General features: G+C 70.0%; 24 protein-coding genes. 11 read left to right on the top strand and 13 right to left on the bottom strand.

Going from position 1 to position 25356, the window contains the following annotated elements; all coding sequences use genetic code 11:
- Window positions 1-136: 136 nt before the first annotated feature.
- Genes ACIPEP_RS12870 through ACIPEP_RS12860 form a run of 3 tightly spaced genes read left to right on the top strand, consistent with a single transcriptional unit; the run spans window position 137 to window position 1838 of the window.
- Window positions 137-556 (top strand): DUF3099 domain-containing protein, encoded by a 420-nt coding sequence (locus ACIPEP_RS12870; RefSeq protein WP_070419042.1) that lies wholly within the window; start codon window positions 137-139, stop codon window positions 554-556.
- Window positions 556-864 (top strand): hypothetical protein, encoded by a 309-nt coding sequence (locus ACIPEP_RS12865; RefSeq protein ID WP_070419043.1) that lies wholly within the window; start codon window positions 556-558, stop codon window positions 862-864. The genes ACIPEP_RS12870 and ACIPEP_RS12865 overlap by 1 nt, the downstream gene beginning before the upstream one ends.
- The gene (locus tag ACIPEP_RS12860; RefSeq protein WP_402717466.1) at window positions 861-1838 is read left to right on the top strand and encodes an SURF1 family protein; all 978 of its coding nucleotides are present in this window, start codon (window positions 861-863) and stop codon (window positions 1836-1838) included. The genes ACIPEP_RS12865 and ACIPEP_RS12860 overlap by 4 nt, the downstream gene beginning before the upstream one ends.
- A 103-nt stretch (window positions 1839-1941) precedes the next feature.
- On the opposite strand, the gene ACIPEP_RS12855 is transcribed toward ACIPEP_RS12860, so the two are convergent.
- The gene (locus tag ACIPEP_RS12855; protein ID WP_031261586.1) at window positions 1942-3540 is read right to left on the bottom strand and encodes an ABC-F family ATP-binding cassette domain-containing protein; all 1599 of its coding nucleotides are present in this window, start codon (window positions 3538-3540) and stop codon (window positions 1942-1944) included.
- Window positions 3541-3655: 115 nt separating this feature from the next.
- Between ACIPEP_RS12855 and ACIPEP_RS12850 the strand changes: the two genes are divergently transcribed.
- Window positions 3656-4255, top strand: a complete 600-nt coding sequence (locus ACIPEP_RS12850) for a biotin transporter BioY (RefSeq protein WP_402717465.1) — start codon at window positions 3656-3658, stop codon at window positions 4253-4255.
- Window positions 4256-4570: 315 nt separating this feature from the next.
- On the opposite strand, the gene ACIPEP_RS12845 is transcribed toward ACIPEP_RS12850, so the two are convergent.
- The 5 genes from ACIPEP_RS12845 to sufB all read right to left on the bottom strand — a co-directional run bounded on the left by ACIPEP_RS12845 (window position 4571) and on the right by sufB (window position 8757).
- Window positions 4571-4900 (bottom strand): metal-sulfur cluster assembly factor, encoded by a 330-nt coding sequence (locus ACIPEP_RS12845; protein ID WP_022906025.1) that lies wholly within the window; start codon window positions 4898-4900, stop codon window positions 4571-4573.
- Window positions 4900-5673, bottom strand: coding sequence for a Fe-S cluster assembly ATPase SufC (gene sufC, locus ACIPEP_RS12840; RefSeq protein ID WP_070419045.1), 774 nt, complete (start codon window positions 5671-5673; stop codon window positions 4900-4902). Before sufC ends, ACIPEP_RS12845 begins: the two co-directional genes overlap by 1 nt.
- An 82-nt stretch (window positions 5674-5755) precedes the next feature.
- The gene (locus tag ACIPEP_RS12835; protein ID WP_092387058.1) at window positions 5756-6082 is read right to left on the bottom strand and encodes a non-heme iron oxygenase ferredoxin subunit; all 327 of its coding nucleotides are present in this window, start codon (window positions 6080-6082) and stop codon (window positions 5756-5758) included.
- A complete protein-coding gene (gene sufD / locus ACIPEP_RS12830) occupies window positions 6082-7338 on the bottom strand; it encodes a Fe-S cluster assembly protein SufD (RefSeq protein ID WP_402717464.1) in 1257 nt (418 codons plus the stop codon). The genes ACIPEP_RS12835 and sufD overlap by 1 nt, the downstream gene beginning before the upstream one ends.
- Window positions 7339-8757 carry a Fe-S cluster assembly protein SufB gene (gene sufB / locus ACIPEP_RS12825; RefSeq protein ID WP_070419047.1) on the bottom strand — a complete coding sequence of 473 codons (1419 nt, stop codon included), beginning with the start codon at window positions 8755-8757 and terminating at the stop codon, window positions 7339-7341. It abuts the gene before it with no gap.
- A 281-nt stretch (window positions 8758-9038) separates the two neighbouring features.
- On the opposite strand from sufB, the gene ACIPEP_RS12820 reads away from it, so the two are divergent.
- Entirely contained in the window at window positions 9039-10013 is a 975-nt protein-coding gene (locus ACIPEP_RS12820) for a heme A synthase (protein ID WP_402717463.1), read from the top strand.
- Between the two features lie 327 nt (window positions 10014-10340).
- Here ACIPEP_RS12820 and ACIPEP_RS12815 read toward each other — a convergent pair whose 3' ends face one another.
- On the bottom strand, window positions 10341-11267 hold the full coding sequence (locus ACIPEP_RS12815; RefSeq protein WP_070416200.1) for a heme o synthase: 927 nt from the start codon (window positions 11265-11267) through the stop codon (window positions 10341-10343).
- Between the two features lie 424 nt (window positions 11268-11691).
- On the opposite strand from ACIPEP_RS12815, the gene tkt reads away from it, so the two are divergent.
- The 6 genes from tkt to pgl all read left to right on the top strand — a co-directional run bounded on the left by tkt (window position 11692) and on the right by pgl (window position 20020).
- The gene (gene tkt / locus ACIPEP_RS12810) at window positions 11692-13785 is read left to right on the top strand and encodes a transketolase (protein WP_229087249.1); all 2094 of its coding nucleotides are present in this window, start codon (window positions 11692-11694) and stop codon (window positions 13783-13785) included.
- 129 nt (window positions 13786-13914) lie between these two features.
- A complete protein-coding gene (gene tal / locus ACIPEP_RS12805) occupies window positions 13915-15027 on the top strand; it encodes a transaldolase (protein ID WP_070416202.1) in 1113 nt (370 codons plus the stop codon).
- Window positions 15027-16625 (top strand): glucose-6-phosphate isomerase, encoded by a 1599-nt coding sequence (locus tag ACIPEP_RS12800; protein ID WP_402717462.1) that lies wholly within the window; start codon window positions 15027-15029, stop codon window positions 16623-16625. The genes tal and ACIPEP_RS12800 overlap by 1 nt, the downstream gene beginning before the upstream one ends.
- Window positions 16626-16648: 23 nt before the next feature.
- Window positions 16649-18187, top strand: coding sequence for a glucose-6-phosphate dehydrogenase (gene zwf / locus ACIPEP_RS12795; protein ID WP_071296305.1), 1539 nt, complete (start codon window positions 16649-16651; stop codon window positions 18185-18187).
- Window positions 18184-19128: a glucose-6-phosphate dehydrogenase assembly protein OpcA gene (locus tag ACIPEP_RS12790; protein ID WP_070416205.1), complete on the top strand. Its 945-nt coding sequence runs from the start codon at window positions 18184-18186 to the stop codon at window positions 19126-19128. Before zwf ends, ACIPEP_RS12790 begins: the two co-directional genes overlap by 4 nt.
- 121 nt (window positions 19129-19249) lie before the next feature.
- Complete coding sequence (pgl, locus tag ACIPEP_RS12785; protein WP_071296304.1) at window positions 19250-20020, top strand: 6-phosphogluconolactonase; 771 nt, start codon at window positions 19250-19252, stop codon at window positions 20018-20020.
- A gap of 304 nt (window positions 20021-20324) precedes the next feature.
- Here the strand turns inward: pgl and ACIPEP_RS12780 are convergent, their stop codons facing one another.
- The 6 genes from ACIPEP_RS12780 to whiA form a co-directional block, all read right to left on the bottom strand.
- Window positions 20325-20684 (bottom strand): RNA polymerase-binding protein RbpA, encoded by a 360-nt coding sequence (locus ACIPEP_RS12780; protein ID WP_070416207.1) that lies wholly within the window; start codon window positions 20682-20684, stop codon window positions 20325-20327.
- Window positions 20685-20687: 3 nt separating this feature from the next.
- Complete coding sequence (gene secG, locus ACIPEP_RS12775) at window positions 20688-20939, bottom strand: preprotein translocase subunit SecG (protein WP_056124375.1); 252 nt, start codon at window positions 20937-20939, stop codon at window positions 20688-20690.
- A gap of 119 nt (window positions 20940-21058) precedes the next feature.
- Complete coding sequence (tpiA, locus tag ACIPEP_RS12770; RefSeq protein ID WP_071296368.1) at window positions 21059-21838, bottom strand: triose-phosphate isomerase; 780 nt, start codon at window positions 21836-21838, stop codon at window positions 21059-21061.
- Window positions 21835-23052 carry a phosphoglycerate kinase gene (locus ACIPEP_RS12765; RefSeq protein WP_071296303.1) on the bottom strand — a complete coding sequence of 406 codons (1218 nt, stop codon included), beginning with the start codon at window positions 23050-23052 and terminating at the stop codon, window positions 21835-21837. Before ACIPEP_RS12765 ends, tpiA begins: the two co-directional genes overlap by 4 nt.
- Window positions 23053-23055: 3 nt before the next feature.
- Complete coding sequence (gene gap / locus ACIPEP_RS12760; RefSeq protein WP_070416209.1) at window positions 23056-24060, bottom strand: type I glyceraldehyde-3-phosphate dehydrogenase; 1005 nt, start codon at window positions 24058-24060, stop codon at window positions 23056-23058.
- Window positions 24061-24318: 258 nt separating this feature from the next.
- Entirely contained in the window at window positions 24319-25299 is a 981-nt protein-coding gene (gene whiA, locus ACIPEP_RS12755; protein ID WP_070416210.1) for a DNA-binding protein WhiA, read from the bottom strand.
- Window positions 25300-25356: the final 57 nt, after the last annotated feature.

Below are 25356 nucleotides of genomic sequence, written 5' to 3'. Positions count from 1 at the left end.
GCGCCGGGCCCGGACCGGGTCGGACACGCCCGGAAGAGCGTACCGGAGCCGATACGCGCACCGTGTCCGCGCGCGGCGGAACCATCCGGGCCCGCGCGGAGTTAGGCTTTCCCTCGGGCAGAGGAAAGAACATCGGATGAAGACGACGCACAGCATCACCACCCTCCCGGACTCTCCGGAGCAGGATCGTGCGCACCGCCTGTCCCGGTACGTCTGGCAGATGGCCCTCCGCGTCGTGTTCTTCATCGGTGCGGTCGTCGTGTGGTCGATCTGGCACACGTGGATCGCCGTCATCCCGATCGTCCTCGCCGGCGTGATCCCGTGGGTCGCCGTCATCATCGCCAACGCGGGCAGCCGTGCCGAGAGCGACATCGTGACGCCTGCCGGTGCGATCCAGCTCTACGACGCCGTGGACCCGCGACTCCGCGAACAGCAGGAGGACGCCCGGGCCGAGGCGTACCGCGCCGAGCAGGACCGGCTGCGCGAGCAGGCGCAGGACGCGCAGGCCGAGTGGCAGCGCAACGGTGACCGCTCGCGTGTCTGGGGACGTCGCTGATGGGGGCCACGTTCGACCTCTTCACCGAACCCGGCTCGACCCCCGTGTGCTCGCGTGCCGGCTGCGTGTCGACCGCCTCGTGGCGCGTCAACTGGCGCAACCCGCGGATCCACGCGACCGACCGGGTGAAGATCTGGGCCGCGTGCGACGAGCACCGTGACTTCCTCGCCGACTACCTCCGGTCCCGGTCGTTCCCCGTCCGGGTCACGGGCATGCACGAGGACGTGGACCGCCTCGACGACGAACGCGACCCGGCCGACGCCCCGAAGAACGACGTCGGTGCACGCGCAGCCGGTGACCGTCGGTGAACCAGCAGTTCGACCCGAGCTCCCGGTACGGCCGACGGCACGCGCAGAAGCTCGAGCGCGCCGCAGCCGCCTCCGCTGCCGACGGCACCACCCGGACCGCCGAGCGTGATCCGGACGAGCCCTTCGTCGGCTGGCGCTTCGTCCGGAGCCGGCGGTGGCTCGGCTACTTCGCCATCGCGGTGGCGTTCGCGATCGTGTGCGCGCTGTTCGGCATGTGGCAGTGGGACCGCCGGAACGAGGCCGTCCGCCAGAACGAGCAGGTGGCGCAGAACTACGAGCACACCCCGGTCCCCCTCGACGAGGCGCTCCCGACGGCGTCGAGCTGGAACGACGGCAAGACCTGGCTCCGCGTGAGCGTCACCGGCCGCTACGACACCGATGACCAGCTACTTGTCCGGAACCGTGTGCACAACGGCCAGCCCGGCTTCGAGGTCCTCACGCCGCTCGTCACGGCCGACGGTCGTGCGTTCGTCGTCGACCGCGGCTGGGTCCCCACCGGCAACGCACAGGACGCCCCCGACCACGTGCCCGCTCCCCCGTCCGGCGAGGTCTCGGCGATCGTCCGCCTGCAGCCGAGCGAACCGCGCATCCCCGGCCGCACCGACCCGGCCCACACCGACCAGGTGCAGTCCGTGACGCTGTCCGACGTCGGCAAGAAGGTCGACACGCCCATCTACACCGGGGCGTACGGGCAGCTCGCGTCCGAGTCCCCCGCCCCGACCGAGGCTCGCCCGCTCGGATGGGAACGCCCGACGGCCGACACGGGGCTGCACCTCAGCTACTTCATCCAGTGGTTCATGTTCGCGGTCGGCGGGTTCGGGTTCCTCGCCTACCTGATGGTGCAGGAGTTCCGGAACCTGAACCAGGACGACCCCGAGGAGCGCGAGCGCGCCCTCGAGCGCCAGCGCCGCAAGGACGCGAAGCCGAAGACGGACGCGCAGATCGAGGACGAGCTGCTGAACGCGGGTCGCTGACGCCAGCACAGGGCTGACGCCGCCCAGGACGGACTGGAGGCGCGGTGCCAGCTGGCACCGCGCCTCCGGTCCGTCGACGGGTCGCGCCCGTCGGCGGTGCGGGTCAGGCGAGCTCGATGAGCTCCGCGTAGTCCTTGTTCCAGTGGTCCTCGGTGCCGTCCGGCAGGAGCAGCACCCGCTCGGGGTTGAGCGCCTCGACCGCACCGGCGTCGTGCGACACCAGCACCACGGCACCCTCGTAGCCGGCCAGCGCGCCGAGGATCTCCTCGCGCGAGGCCGGGTCGAGGTTGTTCGTCGGCTCGTCGAGCAGCAGCACGTTCGCGCCCGACACGACGATCATCGCGAGCGAGAGCCGCGTCTTCTCACCGCCGGAGAGGACACCGGCCTTCTTGTAGCCGTCGTCACCGGTGAACAGGAACGAGCCGAGGACCCGTCGCGCCTCGGTCTCGTTGAGGTCGTTCGACGCGGACACCATGTTCTCGATCACGGTGCGGTTCACGTCGATGTTCTCGTGCTCCTGCGCGTAGTACCCGATCCGCAGGCCGTGCCCGGGCAGGATCTCCCCCGTGTCCGGCTGGTCGGCGCCCGCGAGGATGCGCAGCAACGTCGTCTTGCCGGCACCGTTGAACCCGAGGATCACGACGCGCGAGCCCCGGTCGATGGCGAGGTCCACGCCGGCGAAGATCTCGAGCGACCCGTAGGACTTCGACAGCCCCTCGGCCATGAGCGGGGTGCGGCCACAGGGCGTCGGGGTCGGGAAGCGCAGCTTCGCGACGCGGTCGACTGCGCGCTCGTCCTCGAGCCCGGCGAGGAGCTTCTCCGCACGCGCGACCATCTGGTGCGCCGCGGCGGCCTTCGTGGCCTTCGCACCGAAGCGGGCAGCCTGGTCCTTGAGCGTGGCGGCCTTCTTCTCGGCGTTCGCGCGCTCCTTGCGGCGGCGCTCCTCGTCGGCGGCACGCTGCCGCTGGTAGAGCTTCCACCCCATGTTGTAGACGTCGATCGACTGGCGGTTGGCGTCGAGGTAGAAGACGCGGTTGACGACCTCGTCCACGAGCTCGACGTCGTGGGAGATGACGATCACACCGCCCGGGTACGTCTTGAGGTGTTCGCGCAGCCAGATGATCGAGTCGGCGTCGAGGTGGTTCGTCGGCTCGTCGAGGATCATCGTCTCGGCGTCCGAGAACAGGATCCGGGCGAGCTCGATGCGACGGCGCTGACCACCCGACAGCGTCTTGAGCTGCTGGTCGAGGATGCGGTCCGGCAGCTTGAGGTTCGACGCGATCGACGCTGCCTCGGCCTCGGCCGCGTAGCCGCCGAGCGCGTTGAACTGGTCGTCCAGCCGGCTGTACCGCCGCATGGCCTTCTCGGCGACGGCGGTGTCCGTGCTGGCCATGTCGAGCGTGGCCTGGCGGATGCCCTCGACGAGCTCGCCGAGCCCACGGGCGTCGAGGATGCGCTTGCGGGCGGTGTCCTCCGGGTTGCCGGAGCGGGGGTCCTGCGGCAGGTACCCGATCTCGCCGGAGCGGTCGATCTTGCCCCCGGTCGGCTGGGTCTCACCCGCCAGGGCCTTGGTCATCGTGGTCTTCCCCGCGCCGTTCCGGCCGACGAGGCCGATCTTGTCGCCCTTCTCGACGCGGAAGGACACGTTCTCCATCAGGAGGCGAGCCCCGACGCGGATCTCGAGGTCGTGCACGGCAAGCACAGCAGACGTCCAATCAGTTGGTGGATGTGCACAACGGTGTGTGCGGGAGGTGCACCGCTACGCTGACGGGACCGATGGTCCCGAACGGGACCAGCAGTCCATTCTAGGAGAATCCATGACGAACGCCACCGGGTTCGCTCGCCGCGCAGTCCTCGCCGACCGTCTGCGCACCCACGGCCTGGCCACGAACGCCGCCCTGGTCGCCGGCGGAGCACTCTTCACCGCCGCCATGGCGCAGGTCGAGGTGCCGATGTGGCCGGTGCCGATCACGGGCCAGACCCTGGCGGTCGTGCTCGTCGGCGCGACCCTCGGTGCCCGCCGCGGCATGCTGTCGCTGCTCGTCTACGCGGTCGCCGGACTCGCCGGTGCGCCGTTCTTCGCCGACTTCACGGGTGGCCTCGGCGCCCTCGCCGTGCCGAGCTTCGGCTACGTCATCGGCTTCATCCCCGCCGCCGGCGTCATCGGCTGGCTCGCCCGTCGCGACTGGGACCGCCACGTGGGCCGTGCCGCGGTGGCGATGCTCGTCGCCAGCGCTATCCCGTTCGTCACGGGCCTCCCCTACCTGGCCGTCGTGCTCGGACAGCTCGGCGCGCCGAACGACCTGCAGTCGGTCCTCGCGGCCGGGCTCTACCCCTTCATCGTGGGTGGCATCGCGAAGGCCCTCATCGCCGCGGGCATCGTGCCGCTGGCGTGGAAGGCCCTCGGCCGCCGCTGAGTCCCGTCGCAGAAGGGCCCCGCACCGGACGGTGCGGGGCCCTTCTGCGTGCGCGGGGGCGCGCGGGGCGCGCGGGGGCGTGCGGGCGGGGGCGCGCGCGAGCGGGCAGGACACGCCGCGGGCTGCCCGCCGAGCGGGCGAAACCGGCCGCTCCAGAGCGGCGAGCGTGACGTTTTTGGCCCGCTCGGGGCGCGCCCGACACCCGACGCACAGACGGACGGGAGGCGGGGGGGCCCCCCCCCCCCCCCCCCCCCGCGCGGCGGGGGGGGGGGGGCCCCGCCGCCCCCGCGCCTCCCGTCCGTCAGGGGGTCGCGACTAGATCGAGAACCCGAGCGCGCGCATCATCTCGCGCCCGTCGTCGGTGATCCGCTCCGGGCCCCACGGCGGCATCCAGACCCAGTTGATCCGGAACGCGTCGACGATGCCGTCCAGCGCGTTCGCCGTGTCGCCCTCGATGACGTCGGTCAGGGGGCAGCCCGCGCTCGTCAGGGTCATGCTGATCACGAGCGCGGTCGCCTCGTCGTCCCAGGCGAGGTCGTAGATGAGCCCGAGATCGACGATGTTCACGCCGAGTTCCGGGTCCTGGACCTCCTTGAGGCCCTCGACGACCTCGTCGAACTTCTCCGGTGCGAGTGCGGTGATCATCAGTTCCCTGCCGCAGCGGCTGCGGCCTGCACGTAGCGGTCGTAGCCCTCGTTCTCGAGGCGCTCCGCGAGCTCGGGGCCACCCTGCTCGGCGACCTTGCCCGCGACGAACACGTGCACGAAGTCCGGCTTGATGTAGCGGAGGATGCGCGTGTAGTGGGTGATGAGCAGCACGCCGAGCCCGGTCGCGGCCTTGGCACGGTTGACGCCCTCGGACACGATCTTCAGCGCGTCGACGTCGAGGCCGGAGTCGGTCTCGTCGAGCACGGCGAACTTCGGCTTGAGGAGCTCGAGCTGCATGATCTCGTGGCGCTTCTTCTCACCGCCGGAGAAGCCCTCGTTGACGTTGCGCTCGGCGAAGGCCGAGTCCATCTTGAGGTCGGCCATCGACTGGCGGAGGTCCTTGACCCAGCTGCGGAGCGCCGGGGCCTCGCCGTCGATCGCGGTCTTGGCGGTGCGGAGGAAGTTCGACACCGTCACGCCGGGGATCTCCACCGGGTACTGCATGGCGAGGAACATGCCGGCACGGGCACGCTCGTCGACGCTCATCGCGAGGACGTCCTCGCCGTCGAGCGTGATCGAGCCACCGACGACGTTGTACCGGGGGTGGCCGGCGATCGTGTAGGCGAGGGTGGACTTGCCCGAGCCGTTCGGCCCCATGATCGCGTGGATCTCGCCCTCGTTGATGGTGAGGTCGACGCCCTTGAGGATCTCCTTGACACCCTGGTCGGTGTCGATCGAGACCTGCAGGTCGCGGATTTCGAGAGTGGACATTGCGTTCCTTCGGTTGCAGCTGGTGTGCGGCGTCAGCCGCGGGAAGTGAGTGGAGGCCGGGGACGGCCGGGTCGGAGCGGTCTCAGTCGACCGGGACGGGGTCGTGCACGTCGACGTAGACCTCGCCGTCACGGATCTCGACTCGGAAGACCGGGACGGGTTCGTACGCCGGGAAGTTCTGCGGCTTGCCGGTGGCCAGCGAGAAGCGGGACCCGTGGGCCCAGCACTCGAGCGTGTCGCCCTCGACGAACCCCTCCGCCAGGGAGATGTCCCCGTGGGTGCAGGTGTCGCCGATCGCGTGCACGGTGCCGGCGGAGTCCTTGACGATGGCGACCGCGGTGCCGTCGACCACGGCGCGCATCGGGCTGTCCACCTGGATGTCCGCCTCGGCACAGACCTTCGTCGACATCAGGCGGAGGCCTCCGGTGCGGCCTCGGCGATGACCGAGCGCCCCTCGGCGAGCTCCTGCTCGACCGCGGCGATGAGGCGTTCCTCGAGCTCGGGCGCACCGATCTTCTGGATGACCTCGACGAGGAAGCCGAGCACGACGAGACGACGTGCCTCTTCCTCGGGGATGCCGCGGGACTGCAGGTAGAACAGCTGCTCGTCGTCGAAGCGGCCGGTCGCACTCGCGTGGCCGGCGCCCTCGATGTTGCCCGTCTCGATCTCGAGGTTCGGGATGCTGTCCGCACGCGTGCCGTCGGTGAGGACGAGGTTGCGGTTCTGCTCGTACGAGTCCGTGCCGTCGCCGGCACGCCCGATGAGCACGTCGCCGATCCAGACCGTGTGCGCGCCCTGACCCTGCAGCGCGCCCTTGTAGTTGACCCGGCCGCGCGTGTTGGGCGCGTCGTGGTTCACGTAGACCTGCTGCTCGATGTACTGACCGGCGTCGGCGAAGTACACGCCGTACATCTCGGTGTCGGCACCCTGCGCACCGAGGTGCGTCGAGGGGTTGACCCGGATGACGTCGCCGCCGAGCGAGACCACGACGTGCTTGAGGAAGGCGTCGCGGCCGACCTCGGCGAAGTGGGTCGACACGTGCACCGCGTCGTCGTCCCAGTCCTGCAGGCTGACGACGGTCAGGCGGGCGCCGTCGCGGACGACGATCTCGACGTTCTCGCTGAGGAGCGCCGAGCCGCGGTTGTCGAGCACGACGATGCCCTGCGCGTGCGCCTCGGCCGTGATGACCGTGTGCGCGGCGCGGGGCTGCGTGCCGAAGTCGGAACGCGTGATCGTGATGAACTCGTGCGCCTCGGTGGCCTTGACCGTGACGGCCAGGACCGCGTCGCGAGCGGTCCAGGCGGCTGCGGCGGCGCGGTCCTCGGGCAGGCCGGCGGTGCCGACGCGGGGGTCGTCGCTGCGAGCCCACTCGACGTCGGCGCCGTCGGACTGGCGGGCGAGGAACGGGTAGGCGGATCCGTCGAGGCCACCGTCGAGCAGGGGCTGGAGCTTCGCGAGGGGCGCGAACTTCCAGTTCACCTCTCGCCCGGTGACGGTCGGGAACGCGTCGACGTCACCGGACTGGAACCGCTCGGAGCGGGTCTGCACCGGGATCGTCTTGTCGGGCGCGTCCCAGCCGCCGTCGGAGTGTGCTCCGGCGCCGTGCTGCGTGGTCGCCGCGGGCTCGATCGGCTGGTCGATGTGGGGAGGGGTGGTGCTGGACATCTAGCCGACGGATCCTTCCATGCTCATCTCGATGAGCTTGTTGAGTTCGAGTGCGTACTCCATCGGGAGCTCGCGGGCGATCGGCTCGATGAAGCCGCGGACGATCATCGCCATCGCCTCGTCCTCGGGCATGCCGCGCGACATGAGGTAGAACAGCTGCTCCTCGCTCACGCGGGAGACCGTGGCCTCGTGCCCGAGCTGGACGTCGTCGACGCGGATGTCGATCGCCGGGTAGGTGTCCGACCGGCTGATGGTGTCCACCAGTAGCGCGTCGCACCGCACGGTGTTCGCCGCGTGGTGGGCTGCCGGGTCGACCCGGACCTCACCGCGGTACCCCGCGCGACCGCCGCCACGGGCGATCGACTTCGAGACGATCGAGGACGTCGTGTACGGCGCCATGTGGATCATCTTCGCGCCGGCGTCCTGGTGCTGGCCGGGACCGGCGAAGGCGACGGAGAGCGTCTCGCCCTTGGCGTGCTCACCCGCGAGGTAGATCGAGGGGTACTTCATCGTCACCTTGGAGCCGATGTTGCCGTCGATCCACTCCATCGTGGCGCCCTCGTGCGCGATCGCACGCTTGGTGACGAGGTTGTAGACGTTGTTCGACCAGTTCTGGATCGTCGTGTAGCGCACGCGTGCGTTCTTCTTCACGATGATCTCGACGACGGCCGAGTGCAGGGAGTCCGACTTGTAGATCGGGGCGGTGCAGCCCTCGATGTAGTGGACGTAGGAGTCCTCGTCCGCGATGATCAGCGTCCGCTCGAACTGGCCCATGTTCTCGGTGTTGATCCGGAAGTAGGCCTGCAGCGGGATCTCGACGTGGACGCCCTTCGGGACGTAGACGAACGAGCCGCCGGACCACACGGCCGTGTTCAGCGCGGCGAACTTGTTGTCGCCGGCCGGGATCACGGTGCCGAAGTACTCCTCGAAGATCTCGGGGTGCTCGCGCAGCGCCGTGTCGGTGTCCATGAAGATGACACCCTGCTGTTCCAGGTCCTCGCGGATCTGGTGGTACACGACCTCGGACTCGTACTGCGCGGCGACGCCGGCGACGAGGCGCTGGCGCTCGGCCTCGGGGATGCCGAGCTTCTCGTAGGTCGCGCGGATGTCCTCGGGGAGGTCTTCCCACGACTGCGCCTGCTTCTCGGTGGAGCGGACGAAGTACTTGATGTTGTCGAAGTCGATGCCCGTCAGGTCGGCACCCCACGTCGGCATCGGCTTGCGGCCGAAGAGCTGCAGGCCCTTGAGCCGGTTCTTGAGCATCCACTCGGGCTCGGACTTGAGGTTCGAGATGTCGGTCACGACCTCTTCCGAGATGCCGCGGCGAGCAGAGGCGCCGGCCGAGTCGGAGTCGGACCAGCCGAACTCGTATTGGCCGAGCCCTTCGAGCTCGGGACGGTCGATGAGCACGTCGGACATGGTCTCCTCGTTTCCTTCTCGCGGCAGCGTCTTCGGGTGTCAACCCGTGGCGTCTGGACGCCATTCCACCGCAGACCCCCGACACGCTCGTCGCGCGCACGGTGGACACGGTGTTGCTCCCTCGCAACGTCGATGGTTCCACACAGCCCTGAGTGTCGACGTCCGGGGTGTGAACGGCGATCTCGGACCATTCGGAGCCGGCGCCTGCCTAGACTTGACTGCTGCTGAACCCTCGAATCCTACAGGTTCGCTGCACGGAACAACAGGAAGGCACCACGCTCGTGACTCGCGTCGCATCCCCCGTCGACCAGGACGTCCGCCGTGCGCGGTGGTGGTCGCTCCCCCGTGTCGTCGACCAGCGTGTCGTCGTCCTCGCCTGGGCGTCGTTCGTCGTCGAGGTGATCCTGATCGGCACGGGCGGCCTCGTCCGCCTCACCGCATCGGGTCTCGGGTGCCCGACCTGGCCGAAGTGCACGGCGGACTCCCTCGTCTCGACGCCCGAGATGGGCATCCACGGCGTCATCGAGTTCGGCAACCGACTGCTCACCTTCGTGCTCGTCGTCGTCGCGATCGCCATGTTCCTGCTCGTCGTCCGGATGCGCCGCACGCGCCCCGAACTGTTCTGGCTCGCGTTCGCCCAGGGCGCAGCGATCCCGGTGCAGGCCGTGATCGGCGGCATGAGCGTCTGGACCAACCTCAACCCGTTCGTCGTCGGGCTGCACTTCGTCGTCTCCGCCGCACTCACGGCGGTCACCGCCGCACTCGTCTACCGCGCCATGCGTGGTCCGCGCACCGCCGAGCGGCTCGTCCCCGGCTGGTACACGGGCGTCGTGCGCGGCACCATCGCCGCGGTCGTCGTCACCGTGCTCGTCGGCATCCTCACCACGGGCAGCGGCCCGCACGCCGGCGCCGACGAGGCGGTCGACGGCGGACGACTGCACCGCACGGGCTTCGACCCCGCCGTGATGGAGCACCTGCACGCGATCCCCGCCTACGTGCTGTTCGCCCTGACCCTCGTCCTCGTGGTCGGCGCGGTCCGCCTGCGCCTGTCGAGCAAGTGGGCGCTGCTGCTCCTGGTGGTCGAGTTCGTCCAGATCGCCGTCGGGCTCACCCAGGCGCGCACGGGGCTGCCGGTCGGTCTCGTGGGGACGCACATGGTCCTCGCGGGCCTGCTCGTTGGTGCCACCACGATCGTGACGCTCTCCACGCGCGGCACCGCCGGTCGCCAGGCCGTCCGCGAGCCGATCGCGGGCTGACGCGCGGCGCAACGCACGCGGTCCCCGACACCCCACGAGTCGATCGACTCGTGGGGTGTCGTTCGTCGTGCGGAACGCAATCGGCTGAGGGACTGGAGGCGCGGTGCGGGTCCGCCACGCGCCTCCAGGCCGGTGGGTGGTCGCGCCCGGTGCCTCCTGCGGACCCGGAACGACCACCCCGACGTCGTACGACGACGGCCGCGTCGCGCGCCAGCGCGTTCGACAACCCGCGTCCGCAACGAACGACATCGTCGCTGTCGTACGACAGCGACGATGTCGCACGGGGTCCGCAGCCGAGACAGCCGAGACGGCCGCGCCCGCCCAGCGCTAGAAGGTGAAGACCTGCGGCAGCAGCGGGTCGATGCCCACGGCGATGAACAGCAGCGTCAGGTACGTGATCGAGCTGTGGAAGACGCGCATCGGCTGCACGTGCTCCACGTGCTGGATCGCCCGCGAGTACAGCCGGTGCGACTCGACGACGAACCAGATGCCACCGGCCAGCGCGACCACCGTGTAGAGCGGCCCCATGTGCGCGACCGGGATGAGCAGCAGTGAGCAGACGAGCGTCGCCCACGCGTACAGGACGACCTGGAGACCGACCACCGTGCGACCGCGGACGACCGCGAGCATCGGTACGTCGGCGGCGTCGTAGTCGTCGCGGTACTTCATCGACAGCGGCCAGTAGTGCGGCGGCGTCCAGAGGAAGATCACCATGAAGAGGATGACCGGCGCCCAGGTCAGCGACCCGGTGACGCCCGCCCAGCCGATCAGCACGGGCATGCAGCCGGCCGAACCGCCCCAGACGATGTTCTGCGGGGTGCGGCGCTTGAGCCACAGCGTGTAGACGAAGACGTAGATGAGGATCGCGATGACGCTCAGGGCGGCCGCGAGCCAGTTCACCAGGAACCCGAGGACCGCGGTCGACGCGACGCCGAGCACCCACGAGAAGACGAGTGCCTCACGGTCGGAGAGCTCACCGGTCACCAGCGGCCGGGTGCTCGTGCGCTTCATGAGCCGGTCGATGTCACGGTCGATGTAGCAGTTGAAGGCCGAGGCCGACCCGGCTGACATCGCGCCACCGAGCATCGTCCAGAAGACGAGCCACAGGTCCGGCACCCCGCGCTCGGCGAGGAACATCGTCGGCGCCGTCGTGACGAGCAGCAGCTCCATGACCCGCGGCTTCGTCAGTGAGACGTAGGCACGCACCTTGCGCGACAGCGTCGAGCGGGGTCGATCGGTGTCGGGCCGGGTCACGGTGGCAGTCGGCAAGGGAACCTCAGTCTGTTCGCGTCAGCTCACACGCTCGGTGGACGGCTCCGTCGTCGTCGGGGCGTGCGTCGACCCGGAATGCGCACGGGTCCCCGACAGTTTACGTGATGGAGGCGCCGCGATGATGCCCCGCCCCGCCATCCGGACCGAAGTCACCCACCGACACGCCCGGCCGACGGCGGGTCCCCGCGACGACGAGTGAACAACCGGCGTCACCTGAACCCCTTCTGAGTGCATGGTCACTATGCTGGAGTCGCCCTCCCGCAGTGCGTGCCCCGATGACGTCGGCCGCGAAGAGCCGGTCGGCCGCCGCGAGACGGCGACCCGACGAAGGCCCCGGGATGGCGATCATGTCCGTGCGATGGCACGAGCCCTCGCACATGTCGCATCAAGAAGGGTCAACATCCAAGTGGCTGAATTCACCTGGGACGCCATCGACAGGAAGGCCGTCGACACGGCCCGCGTACTCGCCGCCGATTCGGTCGAGGCCGCCGGCAACGGTCACCCCGGCACCGCGATGAGCCTCGCGCCGGTCGCCCACCTGCTCTTCCAGAAGGTGATGCGTCGCGACCCCAGCGACTCCACCTGGATCGGCCGCGACCGCTTCATCCTCTCCGCCGGTCACGCCTCGATCCTCCAGTACGTGCAGTTCTACCTGCACGGCTACGGCCTCGAGCTCGAGGACCTCCAGCACCTCCGCAAGTGGGGCTCGAAGACCCCGGGTCACCCGGAGTACGGCCACACCGACGGCGTCGAGATCACCACCGGCCCGCTCGGTCAGGGCCTCGCCTCGGCCGTGGGCTTCGGCTACGCGCAGCGCTTCGAGCGCGGCCTCTTCGACCCGGAGACCGCCGACGGCGAGTCGCCGTTCGACCACTTCACCTACGTGATCGCCGGTGACGGCGACATGCAGGAAGGCGTCACGAACGAGGCCGCGAGCCTCGCCGGCCGCCAGCAGCTCGGTCGCCTGGTCGTCTTCTACGACTCGAACCAGATCTCGATCGAGGACGACACCGACATCTCCTTCTCGGAGAGCGTCCCGGACCGCTACGAGGCGCTCGGCTGGCACGTCCAGACCGTCGACTGGAAGAAGACGGGCGAGTACTCGGAAGACGTCGAGTCCCTCTTCGCCGCGGTCGAGGCCGCCAAGGCCGTCACCGACAAGCCGTCGCTCATCGTCCTCAAGACGATCATCGGCTGGCCGTCGCCGACCAAGCAGAACTCCGGGAAGATCCACGGCTCCGCCCTCGGTGGCGAGGAGCTCAAGGGCCTCAAGGAGGTCCTCGGCTTCGACCCCGAGCAGACCTTCCACGTCGACCCCGAGGTGCTCGAGTACACCCGCGGTGCCGTCGCCAAGGGCCAGGCGGAGCACGCCGAGTGGCAGAAGACCTTCGACGCGTGGGCCGCGGCCAACCCCGAGAAGAAGACGCTCCTCGACCGCATCAACGCCGGCGAGCTCCCCGAGGGCCTCGAAGAAGCCCTCCCGGTCTTCCCGACCGAGAAGGCCGTCTCGACCCGTGCCGCCTCCGGCAAGGTCATCAACGCCATCGCGCCGCTCATGCCCGAGTTCTGGGGCGGCTCGGCCGACCTCGCCGAGTCGAACCTGACCACGATCGAGGGCGCCAAGTCCTTCGGTCCGGTCGAGGCCTCGACCAAGGCGTGGAGCACCGACCCGTACGGCCGCGTGCTGCACTTCGGCATCCGCGAGCACGCGATGGGCTCGATCCTGTCCGGCATCGTCCTGCACGGGAACACCCGCCCCTTCGGCGGCACGTTCCTCATCTTCAGCGACTACATGCGTCCGGCGGTCCGTCTCGCCGCGCTCATGCAGGCACCGGCGATCTACGTCTGGACGCACGACTCCGTCGCCCTCGGTGAGGACGGCCCGACGCACCAGCCGATCGAGCAGCTCAGCGCCCTCCGCGCGATCCCGGGTCTGGACGTCGTCCGCCCGGCCGACGCCAACGAGGTCGCCTACGCCTGGCTCGAGATGCTCAAGCACAAGGACCGCCCGGCCGGCATCGCGCTGAGCCGTCAGAACCTCCCCGTCTTCGAGCGTGGCGAGGGCGACGCCTCCGGTGAGGTCTTCGCCTCGGCGAAGAACGTCGCCAAGGGCGCGTACATCCTGGCCGAGGCGCCGAACGGCACCCCCGACGTGATCCTCATCGCGACCGGTTCCGAGGTCCAGATCGCCGTCGAGGCACGTGAGCAGCTCAAGGGCGAGGGCATCAACGCCCGCGTCGTGAGCGCCCCGTCGCTCGAGTGGTTCCGCGCCCAGTCCGAGAACTACCAGGACCAGGTGCTGCCGAAGAACGTCACCGCGCGCGTTTCGGTCGAGGCCGGGATCGCCATGAGCTGGCGCGACATCATCGGCGACAAGGGCCGCAGCGTCTCGATCGAGCACTTCGGTGCCTCGGCCGACTACCAGACGCTGTTCAAGGAGTTCGGCTTCACGACGGAGCACGTCGTGGCCGCCGCGAAGGAATCCCTCGCGGCTTCCTGACCCCCCGAGGGCCGGGTCCGGTTCGCCGGATCCGGCCCTTCTTCCGGGAGGCGCGGCTCGGCCCCGCCACGCGCCTCCCGGTCCCCCAGACCCAGGCCACCAGGCCGATGAAGGAAAGAAGAGAAACACATGGCTGAGAACACCCCCACCGCCGCGCTCTCCGCGGTCGGCGTGAGCATCTGGCTCGACGACCTGTCCCGCGAGCTCCTCGAGACCGGCAAGCTCGAGTCCCTCATCGCCGAGAAGAACGTCGTCGGCGTCACGACGAACCCGACGATCTTCGCCTCGGCCCTCGCCAAGGGCGAGCGCTACGACGCACAGGTCAAGGAGCTGGCCGCCGCCGGCACCGAGGTCACCGACGCGATCTTCGAGATCACCACGCAGGACGTCGCCAACGCGTCCGACGTCTTCAAGCCGATCTACGACTCGACCAAGGGCTTCGACGGCCGCGTGTCGATCGAGGTCGAGCCGGGCCTCGCGCACGAGACCCAGAAGACCATCGAGCAGGCCAAGTTCCTGTTCGACAAGGTCGGCAAGGAGAACGTCCTCATCAAGATCCCGGCAACGGTCGAGGGCCTCGAGGCCATCACCGAGGTCATCGCCGCCGGCATCTCGGTCAACGTCACCCTGATCTTCTCGCTCGAGCGCTACCGCGCCGTCATCGACGCCTACCTCGGTGGCCTCGAGAAGGCCAAGGCCGCCGGCCACGACCTCTCGAAGATCCACTCGGTCGCGTCCTTCTTCGTGTCGCGCGTCGACTCCGAGATCGACAAGCGTCTCGACGCCGTCGGCACGGACGAGGCGAAGGCCCTCAAGTCGAAGGCCGGCATCGCCAACGCGCAGCTCGCCTACCAGGTCTGGACCGAGGCGTTCGCCTCCGAGCGCGCCCTCGGCCTGCTCGAGGCCGGTGCGAACACCCAGCGTCCGCTCTGGGCCTCGACCGGTGTCAAGGACCCGTCGCTCCCCGACACGCTCTACGTGACCGAGCTGGCCGCGCCGAGCACCGTCAACACCATGCCGGGCAAGACGCTCGACGCCACGTTCGACCACGGCGAGATCCACGGCGACGCCATCGCCGGGTCGTTCGACGCCGCGCAGCAGGTCCTCGACCAGCTCGCCGCCCAGGGCATCGACTACGACGACGTCGTGGCGCTGCTCGAGAAGGAGGGCGTCGACAAGTTCAACGTCTCGTGGGGCGAGCTCGTCGACACCGTCAAGAACGCACTCGAGGGCGCCAAGTAGTGACGGTTTCCATCGCCGCCAGCGGTGACGCGGCGCGGGCCATCGACCAGGTGGTCCCGCGTCTCGTCACCGATCTGGTGGCGTCGGGCATCACCGCCCAGGACCCCGAGCTCTGGGGTCCCGACGCCGAGGCCGAGGCGTCGAAGCGCCTCGGCTGGGTAGAGGCCGTCTCGGTCTCCCGCCCGCTCGTCGCCGAGGTGGCGGCGCTGCGCGAGTCACTCCTCGCCGAGGGGGTCGACCACGTCGTCCTCGCCGGCATGGGCGGCTCGTCGCTCGCGCCCGAGGTCATCACCCGGACCGCCGGCGTGCCGCTCACGGTCCTCGACTCCACCGACCCGGCGCAGGTCCGCGCCGCCGTGGAGCACCAGCTGGACCGCACCGTGCTCGTCGTGTCCTCGAAGTCGGGTTCGACCCTCGAGACCGACTCGCAGCGCCGTGTCTACGAGCAGGCCTTCCGCGACGCCGGCATCGACCCGGCGAAGCGCATCGTCGTCGTCACCGACCCGGGCTCCCCGCTCGAGGCCGTCGCGACGGACGCCGGGTACCGCGTCTTCACCGCTGACCCGAACGTCGGCGGCCGCTACTCCGCACTGACCGCGTTCGGCCTCGTGCCGTCCGGCCTCGCCGGTGCCGACATCGCGGAGCTCCTCGACGAGGCCGACGCCATCTCGGCGCTGCTCTCGGTCGACATCGACGAGAACCCGGGCCTCGTGCTCGGCGCCGTCCTCGGGGGCACCGCGCCCCTCCGCTCCACGATCGGCATCGTCGCGGACGGCACCCACATCGTCGGGTTCGGCGACTGGGCGGAACAGCTGATCGCGGAGTCCACCGGCAAGGACGGCCGCGGCTTGCTGCCGGTCGTGCTCGACGTCGACTCCCCCGAGGTGACCGCTGGACTGCCCGACCTGCAGGTGATCCGACTCGTCGGCTCCCGCGACGACGAGCGCCACGTCGCCGAGGGCGAGGTCGAGATCACCGGCACGCTCGGCGGCCAGCTCCTCGTGTGGGAGTACGCCGTGGCCGTCGCCGGTCGCCTGCTCGGCATCGACCCGTTCGACCAGCCCGACGTCGAGGCCGCCAAGTCCGCGGCCCGCGCCCTCCTGGACGACCGCCCGGCACCGACCGAACCGGCCTTCACCGAGGACGGCACCGCCGTCCACGCGACCGAGGGCCTGGCGGTCGGGACGACGATCGCGGAAGCCGTGTCGCGCCTCCTGGACCACGTCGGCCCCACCGACTACCTGGCCGTGCAGGCGTACGTGGACCGCACCGCGCACCCGGACCTCGAATCGCTGCGCGACGCCTTCGCGGCGCGCACCGGCCGACCCGTCACGTTCGGCTACGGACCGCGCTTCCTGCACTCGACCGGCCAGTACCACAAGGGCGGCCCGGCGAACGGCGTGTTCCTGCAGATCGTGGCCGACGAGCCCGACGACCTGGCCATCCCCGGTCGTCCGTTCACGTTCGGCCAGCTCATCCAGGCCCAGGCCTCCGGCGACGCGAGTGTCCTCGCGCAGCACGGCCGCCCGGTCCTGACCCTCACGACGACGGACGTCGCAGCTGCCACCGCAGCGCTGACGGCCGCCGTCACCCTCTGACTCTCGAAGGAGTTCACCGACTCATGTCACCGGTGGCAATCACCCCGGAGCACAACCCGCTCCGGCTGCCGACGGATCGTCGACTGAACCGGATCGCGGGACCCAGCACCCTCATCATCTTCGGCGTGACGGGCGACCTGTCCCGCAAGAAGCTGATGCCCGCGGTCTACGACCTGGCGAACCGAGGGCTCCTGCCCCCGGGGTTCGCCCTCGTCGGGTTCGCTCGACGTGACTGGGAGGACCAAGACTTCTCCCAGCTCGTCCACGACGCGGTCCAGGAGCACTCGCGCACCCCGTTCGACGAGGACGTCTGGCGTCAGCTCGAACAGGGCATCCGGTTCGTCCAGGGATCGTTCGACGACCCCGAGGCGTTCCGCGAGCTCAAGCGGACCGTCGACACCCTGGACGCGGAGCGCGGGACGCTCGGCAACCACGCGTTCTACCTGTCCATCCCGCCGAAGATGTTCCCCGTGGTCACCGAGCAGCTCAAGCTGTCCGGGCTGACCGAGAAGCGCGAGGACTCGTGGAGCCGCGTGGTCGTCGAGAAGCCCTTCGGCTCCGATCTCCGCACGGCGCGCGAGCTGAACGCGATCGTCGAGAGCGTCTTCGCTCCGGACGACGTGTTCCGCATCGACCACTACCTCGGCAAGGAGACCGTCCAGAACCTCCTGACGCTGCGGTTCGCGAACCAGATGTACGAACCCATCTGGAACTCGAACTACGTGGACCACGTGCAGATCACGATGGCCGAGGACATCGGCGTCGCCGGACGTGCCGCGTACTACGACGGCATCGGTGCGGCGCGCGACGTCATCCAGAACCACCTCCTGCAGCTCCTCGCGCTCACCGCGATGGAGGAGCCGGTCTCGTTCAAGGCGGCGGACCTCCGCGCCGAGAAGGAGAAGGTCCTCTCCGCGGTGCGCCTGCCCGAGGACCTCTCGACCGCCACGGCCCGCGGGCAGTACGCCGGCGGTTGGCAGGGCGGCGAGAAGGTGCTCGGCTTCCTCGAGGAAGCCGGCATGGACCCCGAGTCCGGCACCGAGACCTACGCGGCGATCAAGCTCGACATCGCGACCCGTCGCTGGCAGGGCGTCCCGTTCTACCTCCGCGCCGGCAAGCGTCTCGGTCGCCGCGTGACCGAGATCGCGATCGTGTTCAAGCGTGTCCCCGAGGACGTCTACGGCAACTCGCAGTCGCCCCTCGGCCAGAACGCGCTCGTCATCCGTGTGCAGCCGGACGAGGGCGTCACGCTCCGCTTCGGCTCGAAGGTCCCCGGCGTCGGCACGCAGGTGCGCGACGTGACGATGGACTTCGGCTACGGCCACGCGTTCACCGAGGCCTCGCCCGAAGCGTACGAACGACTCATCCTCGACGTGCTCCTCGGTGACCCGCCCCTGTTCCCCCGTCACCAAGAGGTGGAACTGTCGTGGAAGATCCTCGACCCGATCGAGGAGTTCTGGGCCACGCAGGGCCAGCCCGAGCAGTACCGTCCCGGCACGTGGGGCCCGGCATCCGCCGACGCCCTGCTCGCCCGCGACGGCCGGACCTGGAGGCGTCCATGAAGATCGACCTGCCGAACACCACGGTCTCGAAGATCCAGAAGAAGCTCGTCCACATCCGCGAAGAGGGCGGCGCCGTGGCCCTCGGTCGCGTCCTGACCCTCATCATCTCGACGGCCCTCGGGCACGAGGAAGAGGCGATCGAGGCCGCGAACGAGGCGTCCCGCGAGCACCCGATGCGCGTCATCATCGTGTCGAAGAACGACGGCGACACGAAGTCGCCGGGTCGCCTCGACGCGCAGATCCGCGTCGGCAGCGACGCGGGTGCGAGCGAGGTCATCGTCCTCCGTGCCTACGGCGAGACCGCGACCGACGAGGAGAGCCTGGTCACCGGCCTCCTGCTGCCGGACGCACCCGTCGTGGCCTGGTGGCCGCAGACCGCCCCGGAGCAGCCCTCGGCCTCGGCCCTGGGTCGCATCGCCCAGCGACGGATCACCGACGCGGCCGCGCAGAAGGACCCGAACGGTGCGATCGAGGCCCTCGGTGCCTCGTACGTGCCGGGCGACACCGACTTCGCGTGGACCCGACTGACCCTGTGGCGGAACCAGCTCGCTGCGGCGCTCGACCAGCCGCCGTACGAGCCGATCACCGCCGTCGAGGTCTCGGGGGCGTACGACAGCCCGTCGACGATCCTGCTCGCCGCCTGGCTGCAGCTGCAGCTCGAGGTGCCGGTGGCCGTCGTCACGTCGCCGCGCGCGACCGGGTCGAGCGGCATCCACGGCGTGAAGCTCGTGCGCGAGTCCGGCACCATCGAGCTCGAGCGGTCCCTGGTGGACGTCGCGACGCTCTCGATGCCCGGGCAGCCGACGCACGACCTGTCGCTGCCGCGCCGCAACCTGCGCGACTGCCTGGCCGAGGAACTCCGTAGACTCGACCCGGACGTCCTCTTCGGAGACGTCGTCAAGCACGGGGTCCCCCAGCTGCGCGAGTCCATCGCCGGCTGAGCAAGCCCCACACGACCGGTCGGGCCGACCGTCGTTCGTCCAGCGCGAGCGGCGGCCGGCCCGGACGGTCGGACCGACGGTGGTCGTACGACCGGTCGACCACCACGAACACGGGAGTCACGTGACCAACGAACGGCGGGTGCTGGTGCACCCGGACAAGCAGGCCCTCGGCGCTTCGGTCGCCGCACGCTTCATCACGAAGATCATCGACGTGCTCGACGAGCAGGAGCGCGCGGACATCGCCATCAGCGGTGGCTCCGTGTCGTCCCTCGTCCTCGCCGCGATCGGCCAGTCGCCGGCGCGTGAGAGCGTCGACTGGTCGAAGGTGCACGTGTGGTGGGTCGACGAGCGCTGGGTGCCCGCAGGCGATGCCGATCGCAACATCACCGGCACGCAGACGGACTTCTTCGACCACGTCGACATCCCGGAGTCGAACATCCACCCGATCGCGGCGTCGGACGCTGGCATCTCGATCGAGGACGCTGCGACCCGCTACGAGCAGGAGCTGCACGCTGCCGCGCCGGACGACGCCATCGCGCCCCGGTTCGACATCACGCTCCTCGGGGTCGGACCCGACGGTCACACCGCGTCGCTCTTCCCGGAGTTCCCGCAGCTCACGGTGACCGACCGCATCGTGCTGCCGGTGGACGACTCCCCCAAGCCGCCGCCGCAGCGCCTGACCCTCACCTACCCGGCGATCAACGCGTCGCAGCGGGTCTGGGTCATCCTGTCGGGTGCCGAGAAGGCCTCGGTCCTCGGGCTCGCGCTCGCGGGTGCCTCGGTCGACGAGGTCCCCGTCGGTGGCGTGCAGGGGCGCAAGCGCACCGTGTTCTTCGTGGACCAGGACGCCGCTCGCGACGTCCCCGAGAACCTCATCGCGTCGACGTACTAGACGCGGGTCCCTGACGGACGGGAGGCGCGGTGCCGGCTGGCACCGCGCCTCCCGTCCGTTCGTGGGTGCGGCCGCCGCGCGCCCGCCTGCCCGCCCGCCCGGCCGGCGCCTGCCGCCCGTCCGCCCGCCCGCGAGCGGGCAGAATACGTCACGCTCGGCGCGCCGGAGCGGCGCGTTCCGCCCGCTCGACGGGGCGCCTCCGGCTTGTCCTGCCCACTCGACGCCGCCCCCGCACGCCCCCCCCCCACACGCACGAAGGCCCCCGTACCGGAACGGTACGGGGGCCTTCGGACGTCTCGTGCGACTACTTCGCCGTGCCGCGACGCTGCCGGAGCTGCTGCAACGCGTCCTCGAGGAGCTGCGCCGCCTCTTCTTCGGTGCGGCGCTCCTTCACGTACGCGAGGTGCGTCTTGTACGGCTCGGTCTTGGAGACCACGGGAGGGTTCTCCTTGTCGCGACCAGCCGGGAGCCCGGTCGACGGCGAGTCCACCGTCTCGGGGATCTCGTCATCGGGGAGGCCGGCGGCGAAGTACCGCACGACCTCGTTGCCGAGGGCGTCCCAGTACGAGATCGCCACACGCTCGGCCTGGACCCCGCGGTCCTGCTCCCCCATCGGGCCCGCGCCGACGCGCGAACCCCGGATTGCACTGCCTCCGGATGCCATGGATCAGCTCCCCGCCGTGAACTTGTTGATGAGACCGAGCACGATGATCGACACGATCCAGAGGAGACCGAGGATCACCGTGATGCGGTTGAGGTTGCGCTCGGCGACGCCGGACGCCCCGAGGTTGCTCGTCACGCCGCCGCCGAACATGTCGGAGAGGCCGCCACCGCGACCCTTGTGCAGCAGGATGAGGAGCGTGAGCAGGAGGCTCGTTATCGCGAGCAGGACCTGCAGCACGACGGAGAGAATCGCCACGACGTACCTTTCGTGTCAGTCAGCCATCCGAGTATACCGGCCAGGTGGTCGGCCGAGGTCCCCGGGCTGGGCGTGGCACAGGCCGGCCGCACGATGGCGACCGGCCTGTGTCCGGTGGGTCAGAGTCCGACGTGCTGCCGGAAGCGCGCGATGGCCGCGAACTCCTGCACGTCGAGGGAGGCGCCACCGACGAGCGCGCCGTCGATGTCGGGCTCGCGCAGGAAGCCGGCGATGTTGCCCGACTTCACCGAGCCGCCGTAGAGCACCCGCGTCGCCGCGGCTGCCTCGTCGCCCCAGGCCGCAGCGATCCCGCGACGGATCGCAGCGCATTCGTCCTGCGCCTGCTCGGCGGTCGCGGCCTGGCCGGAGCCGATCGCCCAGACCGGCTCGTACGCCACGACGATCTCGGAGGGCTGCACGGCGTCGAGGACGACCTGCAGCTGCTCGACCGGCACGACACCGGCGCCGCGCTCCTCGCGCTGCTCACCGGTCTCGCCGACGCAGACCACCGGCACGAGACCGTGCTTGACGGCCGCGGCGGTCTTCGCGGCGACGACCTCGTCGGTCTCCGCGTGCAGCGTGCGCCGCTCGGAGTGTCCGACGATGACGTACTGCGCGTCGAGTGCGGCGAGGAACGCCCCGGACACGTCGCCCGTGTAGGCGCCCGAGTCGTACTGGGACAGGTCCTGAGCGCCGAAGCGGATCGGGAGCTTGTCGGCCGAGATGAGCGTCTGCACGCTGCGGAGGTCGGTGAAGGGCGGGAAGACCGCGACCTCGACGTCGTCGAAGTCGTGGCGTGCGTCCTTCAGCGTCCACGCGAGCTTCTGCACGGTGGCGATGGCCTGGAGGTGGTCCAGGTTCATCTTCCAGTTGCCCGCGATGAGCGGCGTCCGGGTCATCGCGACCACCCCAGTGCTTCGAGACCGGGGAGCGACTTGCCCTCGAGGAACTCGAGGCTCGCACCGCCACCGGTCGAGATGTGCCCGAACTGGTCGTCCGAGAAGCCGAGCGACCGGACGGCCGCGGCGGAGTCGCCACCGCCGACCACACCGAGGCCGTCGACCTCGGTCAGTGCCTGGGCGACGGTCTTCGTGCCGGCGGCGAAGGCCGGGAACTCGAACACGCCCATCGGGCCGTTCCAGAACACGGTCTTCGACGAGGACACCGCGGAAGCGAACCGCGCTGCCGTCTCCGGGCCGATGTCGAGGCCGATGCCGTCCGCCCCGAAGGACGACGACTCGATCGCGTCCGCCGCGACGGTCTCGTGCGAGGCGTCGGCCGCGAACCCGGACGCCACGACGACGTCCGTCGGCAGGTCGATCGTCACGCCGAGCTCCTTCGCCCGCGAGAGGTACTCGCGGACGACGTCGAGCTGGTCGGCCTCGAGCAGCGACTTCGCCACCCCGTGGCCCTGGGCCGCGAGGAACGTGAAGAGCATGCCGCCTCCGATGCAGAGCGTGTCCACCTGCGGCAGGAGGTGGTCGATGACGCCGAGCTTGTCGCTGACCTTCGACCCGCCGAGCACGACCGTGTACGGCCGCTCCGGCGTCGTCGTGAGGCGTTCGAGCACGCCGAGCTCGGTCTCGATGAGCGACCCCGCCGCACTGGGCAGCGCGGACGCGAGCTCGTACACCGAGGCCTGCTTGCGGTGCACGACACCGAAGCCGTCGGACACGAAGGCGTCCCCGAGGGCGGCGATGCGGTCCGCGAAGCCACTGCGCACGGCAGCGTCCTTCGAGGTCTCCTCCGGGTTGAACCGGAGGTTCTCGAGCAGCAGGACGTCGCCGTCCCCGAGTTCCCCGGCGGCCGCGGTCGCTTCGTCGCCGACGGTCTCGCCGACGAACGTGACCTCTTTGCCGAGCAGCTCGGAGAGCCGCTGGGCCACCGGCGCGAGCGAGAACTCCGGCTTGGGCTCGCCGTCGGGGCGGCCCAGGTGGGAGATCACGATGACGCGGGCGCCGGCGTTGATGAGGGTGTTCAGGGTGGTCAGCGACGCGCGCACGCGGCCGTCGTCCGTGATCACGCCGTCCTTGAGCGGGACGTTGAGGTCACAACGGACGACGACACGCTTGCCGGCGAGGTCGCCGAGGTCCTCGAGGGTGCGGAGTGCCATGGGTTAGAGGCGCTCGCCCACGTACTCGGTGAGGTCGACGAGGCGGTTCGAGTAGCCCCACTCGTTGTCGTACCACGAGGTGATCTTCACGAGGCCGCCGATGACCTTGGTCAGGCCGGAGTCGTAGATCGACGAGTGCGGGTCCGTGGTGATGTCGGTCGACACCAGCGGGTCCTCGCTGTAGAGCAGGATGCCCTTGAGCGGACCCTCGGCTGCCTCCTTGTAGGCGGCGTTGATCTCGTCGACGGTGACCTCGGACTTGGTCTCGAGCGTGAGGTCGGTGATCGAGCCGGTCGGCACCGGGACGCGGAGCGCGAAGCCGTCGAGCTTGCCGGCGAGCTCCGGCAGGACGAGGCCGATGGCCTTCGCCGCACCCGTGGAGGTCGGGACGATGTTCAGGGCGGCGGCACGCGCACGACGCGGGTCCTTGTGCGGGCCGTCCTGGAGGTTCTGGTCGGCGGTGTAGGCGTGGACCGTGGTCATGAGACCGCGCTCGATGCCGAACTTGTCGTGGAACACCTTGGCGAGCGGCGCGAGGCTGTTCGTGGTGCAGGACGCGTTCGAGATGATGTTGTGGTTCGCGGGGTCGTACTGGTCCTCGTTCACTCCGAGCACGATGGTGACGTCGTCACCCGTGGCCGGGGCGGAGATGATGACCTTCTTGGCACCGGCGTCGATGTGCTTCTGCGCATCGGCGGCCTTGGTGAAGAAACCAGTCGACTCGATGACGATGTCGACACCCAGCTCGCCCCAGGGGAGGTTGGCGGGGTCGCGCTCCGCGAGGACCTTGATCGCCTTGCCGTCGACCACGATGTTGTCGCCGTCGAGCTCGACCGTCGCCGGGAGCTTGCCGGTGATGGAGTCGAACTTCAGCAGGTTCGCGAGGGACGCGTTGTCGGTGAGGTCGTTCACCGCCACGATCTCGAGGTCGCTGCCCTTGGCCAGTGCGGCCCGGAAGAAGTTACGGCCGATGCGGCCGAAGCCGTTGATACCGATCTTGACGGTCAATGGATCTCCTGGTGGGTGTGGAGCGCCCGGGGGGCGCTGCTTTCGGAGTCGTGTGGCCCTTCGGGCCCACGTGTGGTGGACGATACGCCCCGTAACGTCGCCGTAACGACCCTAGCAGTCGGACTCTGCCAGACCGCGCGGGATGACGGTCCGTCCGGACGGTCGCGAGCGCCGCCCTGGACCACCCCGACGACGGACGGGAGGCGCGGTGCCAGCTGGCACCGCGCCTCCCGTCCGGAACGTCGTCACGCCCGTCGATCAGGCCCCTTCGAGCTCCTCGGGAACGCTCGCTTCGGTCCCCGGGATCCCGAGGTCGGACGCGCGCTTGTCGGCCATCGCGAGGAGGCGGCGGATGCGCCCGGCGATGGCGTCCTTCGTCATCGGCGGGTCCGCGTGCTGGCCGAGCTCGTCGAGCGACGCGTCGCGGTGCTGCAGCCGCAGCGAGCCGGCGTACTGCAGGTGGTCGGGGACCTCGTCGCCGAGGATCTCGAGCGCACGCTCGACCCGTGCGCACGCGGCGACGGCGGCCTGCGCGGAGCGACGGAGGTTCGCGTCGTCGAAGTTGACGAGACGGTTGGCGGTGGCACGGACCTCGCGGCGCTGGCGCATCTCCTCCCAGTCGGCGGTGGTGCGGGCGGCGCCCATCACGGTCAGCATCTGGCCGATGGCCTCGCCGTCGCGGATGACCACGCGGTGCACGCCGCGGACCTCACGGCCCTTCGCCGCGATGCCGAGCCGCGAGGCAGCGCCGACCAGGGCCATCGCTGCCTCGTTGCCGGGGCAGGTGACCTCGAGTGCGGCGGCACGACCGGGGTCGGTCAGGGTGCCGGCGGCGAGGAACGCTCCACGCCAGATCGCGGCGAGGTCCTCGCGGTTGCCGGTGGTGAGCCGGTTCGGCAGACCGCGCACCGGGCGGCGGCGGGCGTCCATGAGGCCCGTCTGCCGGGCGAGGGTCTCCCCCGCCTCGAGCACGCGCACGAGGTACCGGGTGCCACGACGGGCGGACGCGGACGACCCCACCGACGCCTCGCTCCGCACGCCGTACAGCTCGGCGAGGTCCTTGCGCACACGGTGCACGATGATCCGGGTGTCGAGTTCGACCTCGACGGCGATCCGGCCCGAGATGACGTGCAGGCCACCCGCGAACCGCAGGATGGTCGCGAGCTCGGCAGCGCGGACCGTGTTGCGGTTCACGACGACCCGGGCCAGTTCGTCCTTGACCTCGGCAGTCAACGGCACAGCATCATTCCTAACGTTTCTTCTGGTGGGGTCCGCGTGCCCGGCGCACGTCGTGTG

It is taken from the genome of Curtobacterium sp. NPDC087082, from assembly GCF_044745045.1.
Taxonomy (GTDB): Bacteria; Actinomycetota; Actinomycetes; order Actinomycetales; family Microbacteriaceae; genus Curtobacterium.
The sequence above is the reverse complement of the archived record's forward strand: the minus strand, read 5'-3'. Positions and strand labels throughout refer to the sequence as shown.

Excerpts from the sequence above, each read along its gene's own strand:
- ACIPEP_RS12870 (WP_070419042.1), top strand. The coding sequence starts at position 137 with ATGAAGACGACGCACAGCATCACCACCCTCCCGGACTCTCCGGAGCAG.
- ACIPEP_RS12865 (WP_070419043.1), top strand. The coding sequence starts at position 556 with ATGGGGGCCACGTTCGACCTCTTCACCGAACCCGGCTCGACCCCCGTG.
- ACIPEP_RS12850 (WP_402717465.1), top strand. The coding sequence starts at position 3,656 with ATGACGAACGCCACCGGGTTCGCTCGCCGCGCAGTCCTCGCCGACCGT.
- ACIPEP_RS12845 (WP_022906025.1), bottom strand. The coding sequence starts at position 4,900 with ATGATCACCGCACTCGCACCGGAGAAGTTCGACGAGGTCGTCGAGGGC.
- sufC (WP_070419045.1), bottom strand. The coding sequence starts at position 5,673 with ATGTCCACTCTCGAAATCCGCGACCTGCAGGTCTCGATCGACACCGAC.
- ACIPEP_RS12835 (WP_092387058.1), bottom strand. The coding sequence starts at position 6,082 with ATGTCGACGAAGGTCTGTGCCGAGGCGGACATCCAGGTGGACAGCCCG.
- sufD (WP_402717464.1), bottom strand. The coding sequence starts at position 7,338 with ATGTCCAGCACCACCCCTCCCCACATCGACCAGCCGATCGAGCCCGCG.
- sufB (WP_070419047.1), bottom strand. The coding sequence starts at position 8,757 with ATGTCCGACGTGCTCATCGACCGTCCCGAGCTCGAAGGGCTCGGCCAA.
- tal (WP_070416202.1), top strand. The coding sequence starts at position 13,915 with ATGGCTGAGAACACCCCCACCGCCGCGCTCTCCGCGGTCGGCGTGAGC.
- zwf (WP_071296305.1), top strand. The coding sequence starts at position 16,649 with ATGTCACCGGTGGCAATCACCCCGGAGCACAACCCGCTCCGGCTGCCG.
- ACIPEP_RS12790 (WP_070416205.1), top strand. The coding sequence starts at position 18,184 with ATGAAGATCGACCTGCCGAACACCACGGTCTCGAAGATCCAGAAGAAG.
- ACIPEP_RS12780 (WP_070416207.1), bottom strand. The coding sequence starts at position 20,684 with ATGGCATCCGGAGGCAGTGCAATCCGGGGTTCGCGCGTCGGCGCGGGC.
- tpiA (WP_071296368.1), bottom strand. The coding sequence starts at position 21,838 with ATGACCCGGACGCCGCTCATCGCGGGCAACTGGAAGATGAACCTGGAC.
- ACIPEP_RS12765 (WP_071296303.1), bottom strand. The coding sequence starts at position 23,052 with ATGGCACTCCGCACCCTCGAGGACCTCGGCGACCTCGCCGGCAAGCGT.